The 18,586-nt window shown below is 63.9% G+C and carries 22 protein-coding genes; 15 read left to right on the top strand and 7 right to left on the bottom strand.

From position 1 onward, the window contains the following. Positions 1–153: 153 nt before the first annotated feature. Positions 154–477: a DUF1654 domain-containing protein gene (locus RR51_RS23620; protein WP_039614851.1), complete on the bottom strand. Its 324-nt coding sequence runs from the start codon at positions 475–477 to the stop codon at positions 154–156. Positions 478–714: 237 nt separating this feature from the next. On the opposite strand from RR51_RS23620, the gene RR51_RS23615 reads away from it, so the two are divergent. The 3 genes from RR51_RS23615 to pbpG all read left to right on the top strand — a co-directional run bounded on the left by RR51_RS23615 (position 715) and on the right by pbpG (position 3,773). Next, a complete protein-coding gene (locus RR51_RS23615; RefSeq protein ID WP_039614850.1) occupies positions 715–1,389 on the top strand; it encodes a polysaccharide lyase family 7 protein in 675 nt (224 codons plus the stop codon). A gap of 166 nt (positions 1,390–1,555) precedes the next feature. After that, positions 1,556–2,686 carry a sensor histidine kinase gene (locus tag RR51_RS23610; RefSeq protein ID WP_039614849.1) on the top strand — a complete coding sequence of 377 codons (1,131 nt, stop codon included), beginning with the start codon at positions 1,556–1,558 and terminating at the stop codon, positions 2,684–2,686. A 160-nt stretch (positions 2,687–2,846) separates the two neighbouring features. Further along, a complete protein-coding gene (gene pbpG, locus RR51_RS23605) occupies positions 2,847–3,773 on the top strand; it encodes a D-alanyl-D-alanine endopeptidase (RefSeq protein WP_023662495.1) in 927 nt (308 codons plus the stop codon). 42 nt (positions 3,774–3,815) lie between these two features. Here pbpG and RR51_RS23600 read toward each other — a convergent pair whose 3' ends face one another. Next, complete coding sequence (locus RR51_RS23600; protein WP_039614848.1) at positions 3,816–4,250, bottom strand: hypothetical protein; 435 nt, start codon at positions 4,248–4,250, stop codon at positions 3,816–3,818. A 202-nt stretch (positions 4,251–4,452) separates the two neighbouring features. Here RR51_RS23600 and RR51_RS23595 point away from each other — a divergent pair, with 202 nt between their 5' ends. From RR51_RS23595 to RR51_RS23555, 9 genes are all read left to right on the top strand, one after another. Further along, positions 4,453–5,787, top strand: a complete 1,335-nt coding sequence (locus RR51_RS23595; protein WP_039614847.1) for a lysine N(6)-hydroxylase/L-ornithine N(5)-oxygenase family protein — start codon at positions 4,453–4,455, stop codon at positions 5,785–5,787. A gap of 260 nt (positions 5,788–6,047) precedes the next feature. Next, positions 6,048–7,241 (top strand): PepSY-associated TM helix domain-containing protein, encoded by a 1,194-nt coding sequence (locus RR51_RS23590; protein WP_013973131.1) that lies wholly within the window; start codon positions 6,048–6,050, stop codon positions 7,239–7,241. Continuing rightward, the gene (locus tag RR51_RS23585; protein ID WP_039614846.1) at positions 7,238–7,777 is read left to right on the top strand and encodes a hypothetical protein; all 540 of its coding nucleotides are present in this window, start codon (positions 7,238–7,240) and stop codon (positions 7,775–7,777) included. Before RR51_RS23590 ends, RR51_RS23585 begins: the two co-directional genes overlap by 4 nt. Beyond that, a complete protein-coding gene (locus RR51_RS23580; RefSeq protein WP_013973133.1) occupies positions 7,774–8,094 on the top strand; it encodes a hypothetical protein in 321 nt (106 codons plus the stop codon). Before RR51_RS23585 ends, RR51_RS23580 begins: the two co-directional genes overlap by 4 nt. After that, the gene (locus tag RR51_RS23575; RefSeq protein ID WP_003260375.1) at positions 8,091–8,660 is read left to right on the top strand and encodes a DUF6162 family protein; all 570 of its coding nucleotides are present in this window, start codon (positions 8,091–8,093) and stop codon (positions 8,658–8,660) included. Before RR51_RS23580 ends, RR51_RS23575 begins: the two co-directional genes overlap by 4 nt. Before the next feature lie 17 nt (positions 8,661–8,677). Further along, positions 8,678–9,580, top strand: a complete 903-nt coding sequence (locus tag RR51_RS23570) for a metal ABC transporter substrate-binding protein (protein ID WP_039614845.1) — start codon at positions 8,678–8,680, stop codon at positions 9,578–9,580. Further along, positions 9,577–10,323: a metal ABC transporter ATP-binding protein gene (locus RR51_RS23565; RefSeq protein ID WP_039614844.1), complete on the top strand. Its 747-nt coding sequence runs from the start codon at positions 9,577–9,579 to the stop codon at positions 10,321–10,323. Before RR51_RS23570 ends, RR51_RS23565 begins: the two co-directional genes overlap by 4 nt. Beyond that, on the top strand, positions 10,323–11,222 hold the full coding sequence (locus RR51_RS23560) for a metal ABC transporter permease (protein WP_013973136.1): 900 nt from the start codon (positions 10,323–10,325) through the stop codon (positions 11,220–11,222). The genes RR51_RS23565 and RR51_RS23560 overlap by 1 nt, the downstream gene beginning before the upstream one ends. Continuing rightward, positions 11,219–12,082, top strand: a complete 864-nt coding sequence (locus RR51_RS23555; protein ID WP_039614843.1) for a metal ABC transporter solute-binding protein, Zn/Mn family — start codon at positions 11,219–11,221, stop codon at positions 12,080–12,082. The genes RR51_RS23560 and RR51_RS23555 overlap by 4 nt, the downstream gene beginning before the upstream one ends. Positions 12,083–12,207: 125 nt before the next feature. Here the strand turns inward: RR51_RS23555 and RR51_RS23550 are convergent, their stop codons facing one another. The 5 genes from RR51_RS23550 to RR51_RS23530 form a co-directional block, all read right to left on the bottom strand. Then, entirely contained in the window at positions 12,208–13,260 is a 1,053-nt protein-coding gene (locus tag RR51_RS23550; RefSeq protein WP_039614842.1) for a DUF1615 domain-containing protein, read from the bottom strand. Positions 13,261–13,286: 26 nt separating this feature from the next. Further along, positions 13,287–13,838 carry a hydrolase gene (locus RR51_RS23545; protein ID WP_015270830.1) on the bottom strand — a complete coding sequence of 184 codons (552 nt, stop codon included), beginning with the start codon at positions 13,836–13,838 and terminating at the stop codon, positions 13,287–13,289. 57 nt (positions 13,839–13,895) lie between these two features. Beyond that, the gene (locus RR51_RS23540) at positions 13,896–14,615 is read right to left on the bottom strand and encodes a thioesterase II family protein (protein ID WP_039614841.1); all 720 of its coding nucleotides are present in this window, start codon (positions 14,613–14,615) and stop codon (positions 13,896–13,898) included. Continuing rightward, positions 14,612–14,833, bottom strand: coding sequence for an MbtH family protein (locus RR51_RS23535; protein WP_003256222.1), 222 nt, complete (start codon positions 14,831–14,833; stop codon positions 14,612–14,614). The genes RR51_RS23540 and RR51_RS23535 overlap by 4 nt, the downstream gene beginning before the upstream one ends. Positions 14,834–14,936: 103 nt before the next feature. After that, on the bottom strand, positions 14,937–15,338 hold the full coding sequence (locus RR51_RS23530) for a hypothetical protein (RefSeq protein WP_015270832.1): 402 nt from the start codon (positions 15,336–15,338) through the stop codon (positions 14,937–14,939). Positions 15,339–15,578: 240 nt separating this feature from the next. Between RR51_RS23530 and purU the strand changes: the two genes are divergently transcribed. The 3 genes from purU to RR51_RS23515 are packed head-to-tail and all read left to right on the top strand — an operon-like array spanning position 15,579 to position 18,576. Continuing rightward, on the top strand, positions 15,579–16,445 hold the full coding sequence (gene purU, locus RR51_RS23525; RefSeq protein WP_013973142.1) for a formyltetrahydrofolate deformylase: 867 nt from the start codon (positions 15,579–15,581) through the stop codon (positions 16,443–16,445). Continuing rightward, the gene (folD, locus tag RR51_RS23520; RefSeq protein WP_039614840.1) at positions 16,442–17,353 is read left to right on the top strand and encodes a bifunctional methylenetetrahydrofolate dehydrogenase/methenyltetrahydrofolate cyclohydrolase FolD; all 912 of its coding nucleotides are present in this window, start codon (positions 16,442–16,444) and stop codon (positions 17,351–17,353) included. The genes purU and folD overlap by 4 nt, the downstream gene beginning before the upstream one ends. Continuing rightward, entirely contained in the window at positions 17,335–18,576 is a 1,242-nt protein-coding gene (locus tag RR51_RS23515; RefSeq protein ID WP_039614839.1) for an FAD-dependent oxidoreductase, read from the top strand. Before folD ends, RR51_RS23515 begins: the two co-directional genes overlap by 19 nt. The last annotated feature ends 10 nt before the right edge of the window (positions 18,577–18,586 follow it).

The raw sequence follows: 18,586 nt of genomic DNA, 5'->3' as shown, positions 1-18,586 counted from the left end.
AAGCCGCTCCCACAGAGCCCCTGCTAATTCAATGAGTTATGTGCAGTTCTGTGGGAGCGGGCTTGCCCGCGAAGGGCTGCAAGGCAGCCCCATCGATGTCACATCAGAATCGAGTGAACAGTATTACGTTACCCCGCAGGCTCTTTCTGATCTTCAGAAAGGTGCCGCCTCCTCGACCTGCTGCTCGCTGTCCTGCTCGACGATAAAGTCGTCGCGCTCCTCCACGCTGCCGCGCTCCCAGCGCACCGTCACGCTCTCGTCGTCGTTGAAGGTCAGTTCCAACTCGGGCGTCTCGGCCAGCAGGCCCATCACCTCCTCCCACTCGGCATCACCGTCGGTATCCAGGCGATGCACCGTCACCCAGCGCTGCGTCTGCGCGAGCGGGTGGTTGATCATCGCTGACACGCGCAAGCTCAGCCGCTCCATTCCGGTCATTTCCTGGCGCTGATGGGGCGTCGACTTCATGTGCTTAGACATATTCTTATCCTGAAAGCTGTATATTAGTACAGTATTCAAGGGAAGCTTATCTCACCGCCAAATCAAGCGTAAAGCCCCGCTGCGGAAAATTTTCGCCAACAGGTAATTTATCGCCCGGCGAAATAATTTTAGCCATAAGCTATTGACGAAGATTTAGCGCGAGGCTAAATTCCACTCCAGCAGCCGCCACCGTGCTGCTGCGGCACCAACCGACATTTCCATTCAGGAGTTCCCCCCATGAGCGTAGATATCAGCAACCTCACCATCGCCGTTCCGGTAGCCGAATCGTCGATCAGCACCGTAGCGGTCGAACTCACCGGCAGCGAAGCGATTGCCCTGTACCCGAACTACGTGACAGTGCTTAGTGATGGTTCGGTCCAGTTGTCTGCCCCCACCAAAGGCGCTTCGAGCAAAAGCACCCGCAGGACCCGCTGCGAGTGGTCGGAGCCGGAATACTGGAGCCTGGGCGGCGCCTTGGATCACTGGAATCGCCAGGAAATGACACTGACCAAGGTCAACTGGGCGCAGAAGGTGGTCATCGCGCAGATGCACGTCTACGGGGACGACAGCCCGCCTGTGAAGGTGTTCTGGAAAAAGGGCGACATCACCCTGGGGTTTCGGCGGACCTACAACCAGGCGGATCCTGTGAATTCGACGGTGCTCAAGGGGGTACCGCTGGGGGCGAAGTTCGAGGTGAGCATCCACGCTACCTCGGCGGGCGTGATCAACGTTACGGCCAGGTGCAATGGAGTGACCGGCTCGTCCGGCGATCTGCAGTTCGATAGCACCTGGGCTTCTCGGCTATTCGAGTTCCACGGCGGGGTGTACAACCAGGTGGACTACTCTGACACGACGCCCGCCGATGACGGCTCGATCTGCATCATCAGCGACCTCTCGCTGATCCATGCCTGAACCCAGGCACCCGGCGAGACATCCCGATGCCCCTGCATCCCGGCACAGGTTGCATCGGGATCGCCCTGCATTTAGCGATCAGCTCGAATGGCTGCCGCCCAAACTTCCTGATTCCCGGATGAACTAAGCTGTTCGGGTCTCTTTTTTCCAGACAGGGTTAGGCCCCATGAGACTGTTCGATTTCATTGATAGCAGTATGGAACCCATTCTCCAGGGTTGGGAAAACTACGCCCGCTCGGTTGAAACAGAGCTGCCGAAGCAGGACTCCTCCGGCTTGCGCGATCATGCCGAAAAGATGCTCCGCACCGTGGCCACAGACATGAGAACGCCTCAGAGCAGGCAACAACAGTCCGAGAAGGCACAAGGCAGAGGCCCCAGGAGTTCAAGCGAAACCGCAGCGCAGACCCACGCGGTTGCTCGCTTGATAGCTGGGTTCTCGATGGACCAGATGGTGTCCGAATACCGGGCATTGCGCGCAAGCGTTCTGTCACTCTGGCTTACCCAGGAGTCGTTCGCAGACGCGCATCATGTTCAGGACATGATCCGGTTCAATGAAGCGATTGACCAGGCGCTCGCAGAGTCGATCGCTGCCTACGGAACGGCAGTCGAGGCGACCCGGAAAATGGTGCTAGCCGTGCTCGGTCATGATTTGCGTTCGCCCTTGGGCGCGATACTCATGGCTGGCGGGCTGATCCAGCGGCAGGCCGGTCTGGATGAAAAGGGAAAGTTACTTGCGACCCAGGTTTGTGCCAGTGCACATCGGGCAAATGTCATGATCAACGATCTGCTGGATCTGGCCCGCTGCAATCTGGGGACTGGCATTCCAGTGGATTTGCGGAAAATGGATTTGAATCCAATCTGCAAGGCTGTCATTGACGAACTGCGCACGGCGTTCCCGCACGCGCGGATCATCCTGGATGAGCAGGCGCACATCACGGGCCAATTCGACCCTGACCGCATCTCTCAGGTTTTCTCCAACCTGATAGGCAATGCCCTGCGCCATGGCGATGCAACGGCCCCGATCAAGGTCACGCTGGCCAAGGTGGATGGTGTTCCACGGGTCAGCGTTCAGAATTCCGGAGAACCTATTCCGCCCGAGGTGATGCCCTACATCTTCAAGCCGGAAGGGAGATACTCGAGCTACTCATCCGGAGAGCGGGGCTCAGCAGCGGGGCTAGGCCTTGGCCTGTTCATCGCATCGGAGATCGTGGCGAACCACGGTGGCAGAATTGAGGTGGAGTCGACTGAGGAGGAAGGGACGACCTTCGAGGTTGTTCTGCTGTCTTCGGCAGAGTGATGATGGGTACAGGACAGGTACCGGATTAAATTTCGTTCACGTTGCGCCCTTTAGTCATAAGGCATTCGACAGCAAATCAGCCATACTCCAGAATGCAGCGGTTTTTTGGGGGAAAACCCTTGCACAGCCAACGACATACCAACTTTTAGTGAGCCTCAACGTGAAAACATCCCTGTCCATCCTCAGCCTGCTGCTGTTGCTCACAGGTACTGCGACCCTTCCGTCGACCGCTGCTGCACAACCCCCGGCCCAGGTTCAACGTGACCCATCCAAGCTGCACCTCGCCTCGGGCAGCGCCCTGCTGATCGACCTGAACACCAACCAGGAGCTGTATTCGAGCCACGCCGACCGCGTGGTGCCGATTGCCTCGGTGACCAAACTGATGACGGCGATGGTAGTGCTGGATGCCAAGCAGCCCATGGATGAGATGCTCACCATGACCATTGCCAACAACCCGGAAATGAAAGGCGTGTATTCGCGTGTGCGCCTAGGCAGCCAGCTCGACCGCCGCGAAACCTTGCTGATTACCCTGATGTCATCGGAAAACCGTGCGGCCAACACCCTGGCCAACCATTACCCTGGCGGCTACCCGGCGTTCATCAAGGCGATGAACGCCAAGGCCCGCAGCCTGGGCATGGCGCACACCCGCTACGTCGAGCCAACGGGCCTGTCGACGCAGAACGTGTCCACGGCCCGTGACCTGGCCAAGCTGCTGATGGCGTCGCGCAAGTACCCGATGCTGAGCGAGCTGTCGACCACCCGCGAGAAGACCGTGGCCTTCCGCAAGCCCAACTACACCCTGGGCTTCCGCAACACCGACCACCTGGTGAACAAGAGCAACTGGGACATCAAGCTGACCAAGACCGGCTTCACCAATGAAGCCGGGCACTGCCTGGTGCTGCTGACCCGCATGGACAACCGCCCGGTGGCCATGGTGATCCTCGACGCCTTTGGCAAGTACACCCACTTCGCCGATGCCAGCCGCATGCGTCAGTGGCTGGAAACCGGTGCTGCCAAGCCGGCGCCGGCGGTGGCCATGCAGTACAAGGCAGAGCGGCAGAACAAGGGGCGCCTGGCGGCCGAATGACCGAAGCCGGAATGATGGGGCTGCACAGCAGCCCCAAGTTCGTCAGGCCGTGGTGCTGACCATCCCGCCCGCGCTGCTGCCACCCGTTTTCTGTAACGCTTCGAGCAACTGCGCGGTGGCCTGCAGGATTTCACCATTGATGGTGGCGATGCTCGCCTGCTTGGCGGCCACGGCTGCCAGCTTGGTGGTTTCGTCCATCTTCTGCGCCATCAACTGGGCCAGTTGCTTCTGCTCCTCGGCCAATTGCTTCTGCAGCTTCTTGATCATCTCGCGCAATTGCCTGATGTGCGCAGGCTCCGAACTTTCACTGCTGCTCTGGGCACCTTGAGTCTGGCCACCACCGTTCACCTTCGACGTGTCGGCCTGAGTGCCGACCCCATTCTCTTCAGTCTTTTGCGCATCCTGGCTGTCGGCGGCCTGGGTTGTGCTCAGCGCCTGGCTCGTGGTGCTGATGCTGACTGCTGCAATACCTGTCATGTCTTTCTCCCTGCGTTGCAAATGGGTCCTTGGGTTGTTCTGCCTATCGGCCGACAGGCGCAGGCCTTTAGCCCCCTGCTGCAAGTGGCCGATCGGCCGCCAGTAAATTCCCCATCGTTTGGCTCGTTCCACCCAATGTACAAACGCAGGCGCCGGTCTCTCCCGGCGAGCGTCAACATTCGACCATTATGGAACCGCAGCCATGAGCCAGTCTGCAAAACCGGAAACCATCAAGGACCTGATCGGCGTGGGCTTCGGCCCTTCCAACCTGGCCCTGGCCATCGCCCTGGAAGAACTCGCCGAGTCCCACGGCCATGCCCTCGACGCGCTGTTCATCGACAAGCAGCAGGACTATCGCTGGCATGGCGAAACCCTGGCCACCCAGAGCGAGCTGCAGATCTCGTTCCTCAAGGACCTGGTGTCGCTGCGCAACCCCACCAGCCCCTACAGTTTCGTCAACTACCTGCACCAGAAGCAGCGCCTGGCCGACTTCATCAACCTCGGCACCTTCTACCCCTGCCGCCTCGAGTACAACGACTACCTGCGCTGGGCCGCCGAGCACTTCGCCACCCAGGCGGTATATGGCGAGGAAGTGCTGCGCATCGAGCCGGACATCCAGGCCGGCCGGGTCGAGCACCTGCGCCTGGTCTCGCGCGACGCCCAAGGTCGCGAATACAGCCGCCGCACCCGTTCGGTGGTGGTCGGCAGCGGCGGCACGCCGAAAATCCCGGAAAAGTTCGGTGCCTTCAAGGACGACCCGCGGGTATTCCACCACTCCCAGTACCTGAGCAGCCTGAACAAGCTGCCATGCACCGCCGGCAAGCCGATGCGCATTGCCGTGATCGGCTCGGGCCAGAGCGCCGCCGAGGCGTTCATCGACCTCAACGACAGCTATCCGTCGGTCAAGGTCGACATGATCCTGCGCGGTTCGGCGCTCAAGCCTGCCGATGACAGCCCGTTCGTCAACGAGATCTTCTCGCCGGACTACACCGACCTGGTCTACAACGAACCGGCCGACCAGCGCAGCAAGTTGCTGGGCGAATACCACAACACCAACTATTCGGTGGTCGACCTCAACCTGATCGAACGCATCTACGGCATTCTCTACCGGCAGAAGGTCGCCCACCAGTACCGCCACAACGTGCTGTGCCGGCGCCAGGTCGAAGCCGTGGTGGCCACTCGCGAAGGCCTGGAGCTGACACTGCGCGACCTCGCCACCGGCCAGCAGCAGACCCACCGCTACGACGCGGTGATACTCGCCACCGGTTACGAGCGCCGCTCGCACCGTGACCTGCTGGCGCCCCTGGCCGGCTACCTGGAAGATTTCAGCGTCGACCGCAACTACCGCGTGCTGGCCAGCCCCGACCTGCAGGCCTCGGTGTACCTGCAGGGCTTCTGCGAAAACAGCCACGGCCTGAGTGACACCCTGCTCTCGGTGCTGCCGGCGCGCGCTGCGGAAATTGGCCGCGCGCTGTACCAGGACCTGGCGCAGCTGCACGGCAAGCCGCAACCGGCCGTGGCCCTCACCCGCGCCTGATCCCCTAGCCATTTAACAGGACCTGTAGGAGCAGCCTTGTGCTGCGAAGAGGCCGGTACTGACAGTGCATCTCTGTTGTCAGTACCGCCTCTTCGCAGCACAAGGCTGCTCCTACAGGGTCGCGCTAGCTTTCAGGTTTCTTTGCCCGAAACATTTGCTTGCATTTAAAACGGCAGGTTTTCGATTCTCATTCGTCCTTATCAATACAGCCCCTCTTTGGCTGGGCACACGCTCGACTCCCCATTGCAGAAGACCGTCAGATGGCCAAATCACCGAAAAAATCCAAATCCAGGCTGTGGTTCCTGGTCCACAGCTGGCTCGCCTTGCCGATCTGGTTCTTTGTCCTGATCGTCTGCTTCACCGGCATGCTCGCGGTGGTCAGCCAGGAAATCGTCTGGCTGGCCGACCCCGCCGTGCGCGCCAACAAGCCCGACGCCGACGCCGAGCGCTTGAGCTTCCAGCAGGTACTGGACGCCATGCACAAGGCCGAGCCGGACATGGTGGTGGAGCGGCTGATCCAGCCCGACGGTTCGCACTTCGCGGTCAAGGCCAATGTCACCCTGCCTGACGGCACCAGCCCGACACTGTATGTAAACCCCTACACCGGGGCCATCCAGGGCAAGACCCCGGACTTCAACTTCGAAGCCTTCACCCGCGCCCTGCACGGCTGGTGGCTGGTGCCGTTCACCAGCGGTTTCAGCTGGGGCTGGTACCTGGTGTCGCTGCTCGGCCTGCCCATGCTGGCTTCGCTGGTAACCGGCCTGGTGGTGTACAAGAAGTTCTGGAAGGGGTTCTTCAAGCCGGTGCGCACCGGCCATGGTTCGCGAATTTTCTGGGGCGACCTGCACCGCCTGGCCGGGGTCTGGTCGATCTGGTTCATCGCGGTCATTTCCATCACCGGCACCTGGTTCCTGATCCAGGCAATCCTGGCCGACAACCACATCACCATTTCCAGCCGGCCCATCGTGCCGGTGATCGCCCGTGAGGACGTGCCGCAAACCCCGAATGGCAGCCCGGCAGCGCGCATCGACCTGGATGAAGCGGCACGCATCGCCGGCCTGGCGGTCCCGGGGCTGGAGATCAGCTTCATCTCGCTGCCGGCTACCGCCTACAGCCACATCACCCTGGCCGGACCAGGCTGGTACCCGCTGATGTTCCAGAGCGCCTCGGTAAACCCGTACACGCGTAATGTCGACAGTCAGTTCCTGATCAGCGACCGCTCCGCCCTGGAGTTCGTCACCGAGTCGATGCGCCCGCTGCACACCGGCGATTTCGGCGGCCTGCCGATCAAGCTGGTGTGGTTCTTCTTCGGCCTGGTCCTCACCCTGATGGTGTTCAGCGGTTTGCTGATCTGGACCAAACGCACCGCCCAGGCCACCGCCGCCGCCCTCAAGCGCAGCGAGCGCGCACCGCGCATGGCGCGCCATGAACCCACCGTGGAGATCCGCCCATGAGCCAGGCCCAAGCCGTGACCGTCAGCCCGCTGAAGCAACTGTGGCTGAAGTGGCGTTTTCACTTGAACATCCTGCTGATTCTCATCCCGCTGGGCTTCATGCCCAAGTACTTCGCCGAGGCCAAGCTGTTTCGCGGCGAAGCGGGGCTCGGCGCCAATGTGATCAACGACATCCAGGTCGGCCCCTATACCCTGGACCTGGCCGAGATGCGTGACGAGGCTCCCCGCGCCGATGGCCCGGCCGGCCACTTCAAGGTCTTCAATGCATCGCTGTGCAAGGCCTGCGTCAACGGCGTCAAGGCGGCCTACCTGCGCATCGGCAAACCGCGCAGCCTGCGCGCCGCCGGCACGATTTTCTTCGGTGCGCCGTACAACATGGGCACCTCGTTGCCGATCCCGCCACGCACCAAGCCCGACGCGCAGATCTGGATCACCCTGGAAGGCTGGGACGGCAGCATGCACCAGGCGTCGGTCCCTCTGGCCAAGGCATCGCCAGCCACCGTGGCCTGGCTCGAGAAACAAGGAGGCAAGAAATGAAACACCTGATACGCACCCTCGCCCTGCCCTTGCTGGTGCTGGCCGCCTGCCCGGCCCTGGCGCACAACCCGATGTGCGAGTGTGAAGAGCTGGCCGGCGGCCAGGTCAAGTGCACCGGCGGCTTCTCGGACGGCAGCGGCGCCCCCGGAGTTACCCTGGATGTGATCGGCTACGACGAACAGGTGCTGGTCGGCGGCAAGCTCGGTGATGACTCGACCCTGACCTTCAAGCGCCCGGACGGCGAGTTCTACGTGCTGTTCGATGCCGGCCCCGGGCACGTGGTGGAAGTCGACTACGCCGATATTGCCCAGCCATGAGCCGCGCCCAAGTGATTCGCCCGGCCGGCGCCGGGCACGAAACCCTGTACGTGCTGCTGGTCAGCCTGCTGATCGTGGTACTCGCCACCGGCGTGGTGCTGCTGCGCGGCGAACGCGAGGATGAACAGGCTATCGCCAGCCACCAGATAGACGCCCGTCGCGACCTGACCGCCGCCGAGCAAGGCCTGTACACCGACTTGCGGGTGGCCTTCGACGAAATCCAGCTGCTGCGTGAAGAGAACACCGCTGCGCCCAGCGTACAGGCTCTTGCCGAGGAAGGCCTGCCGCCGTTCGTGGTCGATGCCGGCAGCCAGGGCCGCGGCAGCCACCAATGGTCGTGGCTGGAGACCGGGGCCTACCTTGGCCGCAGCCAGGCCCCGGAAGTGGCCGGCAGCCTGCTGCTGATCCTGCCGGCCGACAGCACCGGCCAGGCCGATGTCTGGCTGCGCCGCGACAGCGCCGCCGTGACCCCGGACGACCTTGGCCAGGCCGCCCTGATCGCCGCCGGCTGGCAGCAGGTGGTTAGCCATTACGACGCCGGGGTCACCCGCGAACACCGTCATTGAACCCAAGGAATTCCCCAATGCTCCGCTCCGCCCTCGCCCTGCTCCTGGCCATTGCCATGCCGGCACAGGCCCTGGCCGATAACGGCAAGCCCCTGCGTATCGGCATTACCCTGCACCCCTACTACAGCTATGTGAGCAACATCGTCGGCGACAAGGCCGAAGTGGTGCCGCTGATTCCGGCAGGGTTCAACCCCCATGCCTACGAGCCACGGGCCGAGGACATCAAGCGCATCGGCACCCTGGACGTGGTGGTACTGAACGGCGTCGGCCATGACGATTTCGCCGACCGCATGATCGCCGCCAGCGAGAAGCCCGACATAAACACCATCGAGGCCAACCAGAACGTACCCTTGCTGGCGGCCACCGGCATTGCCGCCCGCGGCGCCGGCAAGGTGGTCAACCCGCACACCTTCCTGTCGATCAGCACCACCATCGCCCAGGTCAACAACATCGCCCGCGAACTGGGCAAGCTCGACCCGGACAACGCCAAGCTGTACACGCAAAACGCCCGCGCCTATGCCAAGCGCCTGCGAGCACTGCGTGCCGAAGCACTGGCCAAGGTCACCGAGGCGCCCAGCGCCACCTTCCGGGTCGCCACCATCCATGCCGCCTACGACTACCTGGTACGTGACTTCGGCCTGGAGGTGACTGCGGTGGTCGAGCCAGCCCATGGCATCGAACCCAGCCCGGCCCAGCTGAAGAAGACCATCGACCAGCTCAAGGCGCTGGACGTGCGGGTGATCTTCTCGGAAATGGACTTCCCGTCAGCCTATGTCGAAACCATCCAGCGTGAATCCGGCGTGCGCCTGTACCCGCTTACGCACATCTCCTACGGCGAATACACCAAGGACAAGTACGAAGTGGAGATGAAGCGCAACCTCGACACCGTGGTCCGCGCCATCCAGGAGAACCGCGCATGACCGCCGCCGCCAACCTGGTGACAGCCTGCGGGCCGCGCATCGAGTTCGCCGGCATCGACCTCACCCTGGGCCGCACCCGCATCCTCGAACAGGTCAGCTTCAACGTCACCGCCGGCAGCGTGCATGCCATCGTCGGCCCCAACGGCGGCGGCAAGAGTTCGCTGATCAAGACCCTGCTCGGGCAGATGCCGCACCAGGGCCAGCTGACCCTGCACTGGCCCGGCGATCGCGAAGTGATCGGCTATGTGCCGCAGGCGCTGGAATTCGACCGTGGCCTGCCGATGACCGTGGACGATTTCATGGCTGCCATGTGCCAGCGCCGCCCTGCCTTCCTCGGCTTGTCGCGTCGCGTGCAGCCGGCCATCGACACAGCCCTGGCGCAGGTCGGCATGCTCGACAAGCGCAAACGGCGCATGGGCGCACTTTCCGGTGGCGAACGCCAACGCGTGCTGCTGGCCCAGGGCCTGATCCCCGAGCCGCAACTGTTGGTGCTGGACGAACCGATGTCGGCCCTGGATGAAGCCGGCATCCAGGTGTTCGAACAACTGCTGCAGGGTTGGCGCCAGGCCGGCACCACCGTGCTGTGGATCGAACATGACCTGGAAGCCGTGATGCGTCTGGCCGACCGAGTTACCGGCCTGAGCCGCCAGGTACTGTTCGACGCCCCGCCCGCCCAGGCCCTGACCCCGGAGCGCCTGCTCGGCCTGTTCTCCGTTCACCCGCGTAGCGAGAGCCTTGCCTGATGAGTTTTGAAATCTTTCGGCAAACGGTCCAGGACTGGGCCACTGCCGGGTACCTGCCGGAGGCGCTGGCCTACGGCTTCGTGGTCAACGCTTTGCTGGCCGGTTTGATGATCGGCCCGGTGCTGGGCGGCCTGGGCACCCTGGTGGTGGTCAAGCGCTTTGCCTTCTTCTCCGAGGCGGTCGGCCATGCCGCGCTGACCGGCGTGGCCATCGGCATCCTGCTGGGCGAGCCCTACACCGGCCCCTACGGCAGCCTGTTCGGCTACTGCCTGCTGTTCGGCATCTTGCTCAACTTCCTGCGCAACCGCACCGGGCTGTCGCCGGACACGCTGATCGGCGTGTTCCTCTCTGTTTCGCTGGCGCTGGGTGCCAGCCTGCTGCTGATGCTGGCCGGAAAGATCAATGTGCACATCCTCGAGAACGTGCTGTTCGGCTCGGTGCTGACCGTCAGCGGCCAGGACCTGGTGGTGCTGGGCATCGTCGCGGTGCTGGTGCTGGCATTGGCAGTGCCGCTGTACAACCGCATCATGCTGGCCAGTTTCAACCCACAGCTGGCAGCCGTGCGCGGGGTGGCGGTGAAAACCCTGGACTACCTGTTCGTGGTGCTGGTGACCCTGGTCACCGTGGCCTCGGTGAAGGTGATCGGGGCGATCCTGGTCGGGGCGCTGCTGGTGATCCCCGCTGCCGCCGCACGCCTGGTCAGCCAGTCGCTGAAGGGCTTTTTCTTCCTGTCGGTGCTGATCGCCACGCTGAGCACGTTGCTGGGCATCCTGCTGCCGATCGTTTTCGACCTGCCGGTGCCGTCCGGCGCCGCGATCATCCTGGTCGCCGGCATCTGCTTCGCCCTGGCGGCGCTGGCCCGCGCCCTCGTCCCCCGCCTGCAAGGAAACCCGGCATGAACCTGAAACGCCTGACCCTGGCGCTGGCCCTGGCCGGCCTGCCGTCGCTGTCTTTCGCCACGCAAGTGCTGACCACCCTGCCCGTCACCCACAGCCTGGCCAGCGCCTTGCTCGAGGGCACCAAGGTGCAGCTCAAGCGTGCAGCACCCGCCAACCTGCCTGCCAGCCGCCAGCCTTCCTATTTCAGCGGTCGCGGTGGCGCCAGTCTGCACAAGGCCGCGCAGCAGGCCGACGCGGTGATCGGCGTGCGCTCGATCTGGCGTGACGACCCGCTGTACCCGATGGCCCGGCGTAGCAATATCCGGATCGTCGAAATCGACGCCGCACGGCCAGTGGATGGCGCGCTGCCGGGCATAGCGGTGAGCGGCGACGAGGCCTATGGCGCATACCCCTGGCTCAACCCGACCAACTTCGGGCGCATGGCCGATGTGGTAGCCAATGACCTGGAGCGGTTGGCGCCGGGCGACAAGGCGCAGATCCAGGGCAACCTGGCCGGGCTCAAACGCCAGTTGCTGGAGCTTTCGGCCAGCAGCCAGACACGCTTGGCCAAGGTCGACAACCTGACGGTGGTGAGCCTGTCGGAGCGGCTGGGTTATCTGGCCAGCGGGTTGAACCTGGACGTGGTCGAGCAGCCGCTGCCAGCCGAGTGGGATGCGACTGCGCTGAAGGCGCTGGGGGACAACCTGAAGGCGCAGGATGTGGCGCTGGTGCTGGACCATCGGCAGCCGGAAGCGGCTGTGGCCGAGGTGATCAAGGCGTCCGGGGCGAAGCTGGTGGTGGTGGAGAGTGACCCTGAGGATGCACTTGCCGGATTGAAGGCCAGTGTGGATCAGGTAGTTGCCGCCCTGGGCGAAAGCTGATGTTGGCTGCACCGGCCTCTTCGCGGGCTTGCCCGCTCCCACAGGGATAGCACAGGGCCAGAGAACAGTGAGGTACCTGTGGGAGCGGGCAAGCCCGCGAAGAGGCCGGTGCAAGCGATGGACAGCTAGCGCTTCATGCACCGCTGATAACGCTCATCCACCCGCCCGGCAAACCACGCCGTGGTCAGCTTGCGGGTGATCTTCGGGCTTTTCAGCTGGATCCCCGGCAGCACCGCCCGTGGCACCGGCTTGCCGGCCGCTGCATCAGCAAGGGCGAACACCCCGCTGTACAGCTTGCTGTCCTCGAAGGCCAGACTATCGCCCTGCTCCAGCTGGCTGCGAATCTGCGGGTTGCGCAGGCCCAGCTTTCCTCCCAGTTTGCGTGCCGCCTTTTCAGTGGTCCCGGGCATGATCGAGCCCGGCGCCACCAGGTCGCCATCCAGCGCCAGCGTTACCCCCGTCACCTTGCTCAGTGCCGCCTGGAATGCCGCATTGCGGCTTGCGTACCAGCCCGCGTTGAAATCGGCAAAGCGGTACAGCTGGCGATCGTAGTTGGCCGAATAGCCTAGCAAGTGGGCGATACCGAAATACATGCCGCCGCGCCGGGTGAACACTTCCTGGCGAATGCTGCCATCATGGCTGTAGGGGTAATCCCGCGCATGCTTTTCGGCAAAGTCGATGCTGACCTGCATCGGCCCACCGGTATGCACCGGGTTCAGCCCGCCCAGCAAGGTCTTGCCCAGCGGTACGCGAGCGATGACTTCGTCGTACAGTTCGCTCAACTGCTTCTCGCTGCGTACGGCCTGCAAACGTTGCTGGTAGCTCTTGCCATTACCCGACGGCGCCTTCAGTGCACCGTCGACCAGCAGCTTGGGGATGTGCAGGCGCGCAGCGCGGCGGTCGATTTCCTCTCGGGCGATACGCCCCAGGTTGGGCACTTGCGGGTCGGCATTGAAGGTCGATTCCTGCTCGGTCACCGCCAGCACCGCGCACAGGTTGCTCTTGCTGGGGGCAATTCGCTGGGCCTCGAACGCCACCTGAATGTCCCGGGCCCAGCCCTCGCGGTCCTTGGCCTGCGCGGGTAACAGCCGCAGCAGTTGGGCGCGGACCTTGGCCGGGTCCGTCTCGGGCGCTTCCTCACGACGCCCGGCGCAACCTTGCAGCAGCGCCAGGGCCATCAACCCGGCAACCAGTAACCGGCCGTTCAGGGCTGTTCACCGACCAGGTAGGTCTTGCTGATGTGCCGGAACAGCGGGTGGCTGGCACTGCCCATGAGCTCGAACAGAACCATTTCGCGGGTCACCACCTGCGCCCCCGCGGCCCGCATGCGCGCCAGCCCTGCGGCTTTGCTCGCCGGGGTACGGCTGTCGCAGGCATCCTCGACCACGAACACCTGCTTGCCCAGCGCCAGCAGGCCGAGCACGGTCTGCAGCACACACACGTGGGTTTCCATGCCACAGACAATCACTTGCTCACGCGCCATCAAACTTGCTGGCAGGCACTCGGCGGCCACGCAGGAAAAATGGCTTTTCTCCACCACCTCGGCGGCCGGCGCTGCGGCCAGCAGTTCGGCCAAGGTATGGCCCAGGCCTTTGGGGTACTGCTCGGAAATCACCGTCGGCAGTTCCAGCTCGTTCGTCGCTGCCAGCAGCCATCGGGCCCGCGCGCGGGTGCCTTCAGGGTCGCTCATGGCGCCGATGAGTTTTTCCTGGATGTCGACGACCAGCAGCGTGGCCTTGTGGGGATCGATCAGCATTGTCTGCCTCTTGCCTGGGAAAAGGCCTAGCCTCCCCCAGGCAAGCGGTGACGTCAATCAGGCGGACAGCCGAAGCGGTTGCAGCGACGCGGTGAGTGCAGCGAGCACCCGGTCCTCATGCTCATGGATGAAGAAGTGGCCGCCTGGGAACATCTGCAGCGAGAACGCCCCGAGGGTTTCCTTGCGCCAGGCCTGCAGCTGCTCGTCACTGGCGCGGTCCTGCATGCCGCCCAACACGTGCAGCGGGCACTGCAAGGCCGGCCGCTGGCGGTAGGCGTAGGTACCACACAGCAGGAAGTCGGCGCGCAGGGTGGGCAAGGTCAGGCTCATCAGCTCGGCGTTGGCCAGCACTTCCTCGGGCGTGCCCTGAAGCTCGCGCAACTCGCCGATCAACTCGGCGTCGCTCTTGGGCTCGCGCCAGTTCTTGCCGTCGTAGTCCTCGCGCCGGGTCGGTGCTGCGGTGCCGCAGGCAAACAGGGCCAGTGGCGCCGGGCAGCCCAGCGCTTGCAGCTCATGGGCCAACTCGAAGGCCAGCAAGGCGCCCAGGCTATGGCCGAGCAGCGCGTAGGGGGTGCTGGCCGCCAGGCGCTGTTCGGCGGCCAGTTGCCAGGCCAGGGCCTGCATGTCGGTGTGCAGTGGCTCGGCAATGCGCGCGCCACGCCCGGGCAGTTCCACCGGGCGCACCTGCAACCACGTCGGCAGCTTGCGCCGCCAGCGGCTGTAGACCATGGCGCTGGCCCCGGAATACGGCAGGCACAGCAGGTTCAATGCAGTCACTGGGCGGCGGCTTCGGCCATTTTCTGGCGCAGGCTCAGCGGGCGCATGTCGGTCCAGACTTCATCGATGTAGGCCAGGCAGTCCTTCTTCAGGCCGCTCTTGCCTACGGCACGCCAGCCGTTGGGGATGGCTTTGTAGTCGGGCCAGATCGAGTATTGCTCTTCGTGGTTGACGACTACCTGGAACTGGATATCGTCGCGGTCGAAAACGGAAGTCATTGCCTGTCTCCTTGAGTGATGGGTGCTGCTGCGCGCCTGGCGCAGGGGGGCCTTCAAGTAGACGTGGCGTGCGGCGAAAAAATTAGTGGGGCTGACGCGGTCTTCAGGTATCCCGCAACAGGTCGTGGGTATCGAGCAAGCGGAAGGCCACCTGCGGGTTGCGCTCCAGCCCACGGCGGATCGCCGCCGGGATCGACTGCCGGGTCTTGCGGCATAGCCCGGGCTGGTCGTCCAGTTCGATGACGATGCCGCGCATGGTTCGCACTTCGTTGAAACCGGGGGCAATGTGCACGCGAATGCCGAGGTTTTCATACATCCGCTGCTGCAGGCGTTGCAGGTCTTCCAGGTCCTTGAGGTTTTCCAGGCGGTCGAGCAGGCGTTTCTCCTCCTGGCGGGTCAGCAGGAGGATGCGCTGAGCGGCCTGCGGGTGATCGACCAAGTGTTCGCGGCCGCAGTCGCAGGCGCCAGGGGGGCAAGGTTGGCGCAGAGGCGGTGTAGTGCTCATGGAGCAATCATAGCCTGTACCGGCCTATTCGCGGGTGAACCCGCTCCTACAGGTCCCGGCTAAAACTTTCCTGTCAGGCAAAAAAAATTCACAAACCTCTAGACCGTCACCCGCCTCTTCGCCTATAAATCGCCCAAAGGAAATTTATATTCCTACCAAGAAATATTTCTTCGCCTCCACGCGAAGCCTCTTTTGCCCTTGTGCCCGACCTGCCCCACTCCATCACGAGGCCTATCCGACATGCATCCCGCTCCCGATCACTTCATCCTGCGCGTCAGTTGCCCGGCCGTGTCCGGCATCGTAGCCGCGGTGACCACCTACCTGGCCGAGCACGGTTGCTACATCAGCGAGATGGCGCAGTTCGACGACGAGGACAACGGGCGCTTCTTCATGCGCGCGGTGTTCCGCTACAACACCGGTGTCACGGGTGACACACCGCAGCTGGAAGCCGGCTTTGCCGATGTCGCCCAGCGCTTCGACATGCAGTGGAGCCTGCACAGCAGTGCCCGGCCGATGCGCGTGCTGCTGATGGTGAGCAAGTTCGACCACTGCCTGTCCGACCTGCTGTACCGCCATGCCAAGGGCGAGCTGGACATGCAGATCACCGCCGTGGTCTCCAACCACCTGGACCTGCGCCCGATGGCCGAGCGCCAGGGCATCCGTTTCGTCTACCTGCCGGTCAGCAAGGACACCAAGGCCGAACAGGAAGCCGCGCTGCTGCGCATCGTCGAGGACACCGGTACCGAACTGGTGGTGCTGGCGCGCTACATGCAGATCCTCTCCGACGACCTGTGCCGCCAGCTGTCGGGCCGGGCGATCAACATCCACCATTCGTTCCTGCCCGGTTTCAAAGGCGCCAAGCCTTATCACCAGGCCTACCAGCGCGGGGTGAAGCTGATCGGTGCCACCGCCCACTACGTCACCAGCGACCTCGACGAAGGCCCGATCATCGAGCAGGAAGTGCAGCGCGTGGACCATGCCTACGCACCGGATGACCTGGTGGCCATCGGCCGCGACACCGAGACCATCGCCCTGTCCCGCGCCGTGAAATACCACCTGGAGCATCGGGTGTTCCTGAACCACGACCGCACGGTGATCTTCAAATGAACGCCACTCCCGGTATCAAGCTGATCGACGGCAAGGCCACCGCGACGCGGGTGCTGGCCGAGGTACGCGAGCAGGTGCAGGAGCTGCGCCAGGGCGGCGTGCAACCGAGCCTGGCGGTGGTGCTGGTCGGCGCCGACGCTGCCAGCCAGGTGTACGTGCGCAACAAGGTGCTGCGTGCCGAAGAGGTGGGCATCCGCTCGCTGGAGCATCGCCTGCCCGCAGACACCAGCCAGGCCGAGCTGCTGACCCTGATCGACCGCCTCAACCGCGACACCGAGGTCAACGGCATCCTCGTGCAACTGCCGTTGCCGGCCCATATCGACGAACACCGCATGCTCCAGGCGATCAGCCCACTGAAGGATGTGGACGGCTTCCACAGCGAGAACGTCGGCGGCCTGGCCCAGGGCCGCGATGTGCTCACCCCGTGCACGCCCAGCGGCTGCATGCGCCTGCTGCGCGATGCCTGTGGCGAACTGCGTGGCAAGCATGCGGTGGTGGTCGGCCGCTCGAACATCGTCGGCAAGCCCATGGCCGCCCTGCTGCTGCAGGCCGACTGCACGGTGACCGTGGTGCATTCGCGCAGCCGCGACCTGCCGGCCTTGTGTCGCCAGGCAGACATCCTGGTGGCCGCAGTGGGCAAGCCACGGCTGATCGGTGCCGACTGGCTCAAGCCTGGCGCGGTGGTGATCGATGTCGGTATCAACCGCATCGACGAAGGCGGCCACAGCCGCCTGGTCGGCGATGTCGACTTCGCCGCCGCCCTGCCCCAGGTGGCCGGCATCACCCCGGTACCCGGCGGCGTCGGCCCGATGACCATCGCCTACCTGATGAAAAACACCCTGCTCGCCCTCGACCTGCAACAACAGGCCGCCCACCAGGAGCGCACCGCATGCCTTTCGCCCTGCTGAAATACGGCCTGAGCGCCGACTACCCGGTGGAGGTCGACCTGCCACCACCGTGCGAACTCAAGCCACGCTATGACGTGGTGATCATCGGCGGCGGCGGCCACGGCGTGGCCATCGCCTACTACCTGGCCAAGTACCATGGCATCACCAATGTCGCCGTGCTGGAGAAGGCCTACCTGGGCGGCGGCAATACTGCGCGCAACACAGCGGTGATCCGCTCCAACTACCTCACCAGTGAGGGTGTGCGCTTCTACGCAGAATCGGTGCGCATGTTCCAGAACCTGTCGAACGAGTTCGACTTCAACATCATGTATTCCGAGCGCGGTCAGCTCACCCTCGCGCACACCGACGCCACCGTGCGCGCCTTTCGCCAGCGCGCCGAGGTCAACAAGCACTTTGGCGGGCGCACTGAAATGATCGACCGCCAGCAGATCCGCGAGCTGGTGCCGAGCCTGAACCTCGACCCCGGTCACCTGCCGGTACTCGCCGGCCTTTGGCACATCGATGGTGCCACCGCCCGCCACGACGCGGTGGCCTGGGGCTACGCCAAGCAGGCTGCCAAGCGCGGCGTCGAGATCCACCAGCTGACCGAAGTGCAGGACCTGCTGATCCGAAATGGCCGCATCGAGGCGGTGAAGACCAACCGTGGCACCGTGCAGTGCGGTTGCGTGGTACAGGCCGTGGCCGGGGCCAGTTCGCTGCTGATGGCCAAGGCCGGCATTCGTGCGCCGATCCACACCTACCCGCTGCAGGCCATGGTCACCCAGCCGTTCAAGCCGTTTCTCGATCCGCTGGTCAGCTCCTCGGCGCTGCACTGCTACGTGCAGCAGACCAGCCGCGGCGAGATCGTCTTTGGCGGCGGCTCCGACCCCTACCCGCTGTACAACACCCGCTCCACCCTCGACCTCAAGGAGAGCCTGCTGGCACACGCCATCGAGATGTTCCCGTTCATGGCCAACGCCAAGCTGATGCGCCAGTGGGCCGGGATCACCGACATGACCCCGGACTACAGCCCGATCATGGGCCTGTCGCCGGTGCGCAACTATTACCTGGATGCCGGCTGGGGCACCTGGGGTTTCAAGGCCACGCCGATCTGCGGCAAGACCATGGCCGAGCTGGTCGCCAGTGGCGGCAAGGTGCCGGAACTGATCGCACCCTTTGCCCTGGAGCGCTTCAGCCGCTTCCAGCAAGTCAACGAAATGGGCGCCACAGCGGCCAGCCACTAAGGAGCGACGA

Source organism: Pseudomonas sp. C5pp (genome assembly GCF_000814065.1).
Classification (GTDB): domain Bacteria; phylum Pseudomonadota; class Gammaproteobacteria; order Pseudomonadales; family Pseudomonadaceae; genus Aquipseudomonas; species Aquipseudomonas asiatica.
Note: the sequence above shows the minus strand (reverse complement) of the source record. Positions and strands in the feature narration are given on the sequence as shown.

What these genes read in the sequence shown, in the direction of transcription:
- RR51_RS23620 (WP_039614851.1), bottom strand. Translation starts at nt 477, where the DNA reads ATGTCTAAGCACATGAAGTCGACGCCCCATCAGCGCCAGGAAATGACC.
- RR51_RS23615 (WP_039614850.1), top strand. Translation starts at nt 715, where the DNA reads ATGAGCGTAGATATCAGCAACCTCACCATCGCCGTTCCGGTAGCCGAA.
- RR51_RS23610 (WP_039614849.1), top strand. Translation starts at nt 1,556, where the DNA reads ATGAGACTGTTCGATTTCATTGATAGCAGTATGGAACCCATTCTCCAG.
- RR51_RS23600 (WP_039614848.1), bottom strand. Translation starts at nt 4,250, where the DNA reads ATGACAGGTATTGCAGCAGTCAGCATCAGCACCACGAGCCAGGCGCTG.
- RR51_RS23595 (WP_039614847.1), top strand. Translation starts at nt 4,453, where the DNA reads ATGAGCCAGTCTGCAAAACCGGAAACCATCAAGGACCTGATCGGCGTG.
- RR51_RS23590 (WP_013973131.1), top strand. Translation starts at nt 6,048, where the DNA reads ATGGCCAAATCACCGAAAAAATCCAAATCCAGGCTGTGGTTCCTGGTC.
- RR51_RS23585 (WP_039614846.1), top strand. Translation starts at nt 7,238, where the DNA reads ATGAGCCAGGCCCAAGCCGTGACCGTCAGCCCGCTGAAGCAACTGTGG.
- RR51_RS23580 (WP_013973133.1), top strand. Translation starts at nt 7,774, where the DNA reads ATGAAACACCTGATACGCACCCTCGCCCTGCCCTTGCTGGTGCTGGCC.
- RR51_RS23575 (WP_003260375.1), top strand. Translation starts at nt 8,091, where the DNA reads ATGAGCCGCGCCCAAGTGATTCGCCCGGCCGGCGCCGGGCACGAAACC.
- RR51_RS23570 (WP_039614845.1), top strand. Translation starts at nt 8,678, where the DNA reads ATGCTCCGCTCCGCCCTCGCCCTGCTCCTGGCCATTGCCATGCCGGCA.
- RR51_RS23565 (WP_039614844.1), top strand. Translation starts at nt 9,577, where the DNA reads ATGACCGCCGCCGCCAACCTGGTGACAGCCTGCGGGCCGCGCATCGAG.
- RR51_RS23560 (WP_013973136.1), top strand. Translation starts at nt 10,323, where the DNA reads ATGAGTTTTGAAATCTTTCGGCAAACGGTCCAGGACTGGGCCACTGCC.
- RR51_RS23555 (WP_039614843.1), top strand. Translation starts at nt 11,219, where the DNA reads ATGAACCTGAAACGCCTGACCCTGGCGCTGGCCCTGGCCGGCCTGCCG.
- RR51_RS23550 (WP_039614842.1), bottom strand. Translation starts at nt 13,260, where the DNA reads ATGGCCCTGGCGCTGCTGCAAGGTTGCGCCGGGCGTCGTGAGGAAGCG.
- RR51_RS23545 (WP_015270830.1), bottom strand. Translation starts at nt 13,838, where the DNA reads ATGCTGATCGATCCCCACAAGGCCACGCTGCTGGTCGTCGACATCCAG.
- RR51_RS23535 (WP_003256222.1), bottom strand. Translation starts at nt 14,833, where the DNA reads ATGACTTCCGTTTTCGACCGCGACGATATCCAGTTCCAGGTAGTCGTC.
- RR51_RS23530 (WP_015270832.1), bottom strand. Translation starts at nt 15,338, where the DNA reads ATGAGCACTACACCGCCTCTGCGCCAACCTTGCCCCCCTGGCGCCTGC.
- purU (WP_013973142.1), top strand. Translation starts at nt 15,579, where the DNA reads ATGCATCCCGCTCCCGATCACTTCATCCTGCGCGTCAGTTGCCCGGCC.
- folD (WP_039614840.1), top strand. Translation starts at nt 16,442, where the DNA reads ATGAACGCCACTCCCGGTATCAAGCTGATCGACGGCAAGGCCACCGCG.
- RR51_RS23515 (WP_039614839.1), top strand. Translation starts at nt 17,335, where the DNA reads ATGCCTTTCGCCCTGCTGAAATACGGCCTGAGCGCCGACTACCCGGTG.